Genomic DNA, 306 nt, shown 5'->3' with positions numbered 1-306 from the left:
AGAAACTCTCCATAGCCGCATTGTCGATACAATTGCCCTTACGTGACATGCTTTGCACGACCTGTTTCTGCTGTAACGCACGCTGGTAGGCAAGCATGCGGTACTGCCACCCCTGATCAGAATGCAGAACAGGTTTTTGGTGTGCTTTGAGCTTGACCAGGGCATTCTTTAACATCTTTCCGACGAGTTCATAAACGGGGCGCCTGGCTGTCTCAAAGGCAATAATTTCCCTGTTATACAAATCCATCACCGGAGACAGGTACAGTTTCTCTCCTGCGACGTTAAATTCCGTCACATCAGTTACCC

At 48.7% G+C, this 306-nt stretch carries 1 protein-coding gene; it reads right to left on the bottom strand.

Annotated features, from left to right (window positions below; all coding sequences use genetic code 11):
* Nucleotides 1-306, bottom strand: a 306-nt coding sequence (locus ACO0LL_RS30380; RefSeq protein WP_422954545.1) for a transposase, incomplete at both ends; no start/stop codon positions are given.

This window comes from Undibacterium sp. TC4M20W, assembly GCF_049340245.1.
Lineage (GTDB): Bacteria > Pseudomonadota > Gammaproteobacteria > Burkholderiales > Burkholderiaceae_D > Undibacterium.
The sequence above is the reverse complement of the archived record's forward strand: the minus strand, read 5'-3'. Positions and strand labels throughout refer to the sequence as shown.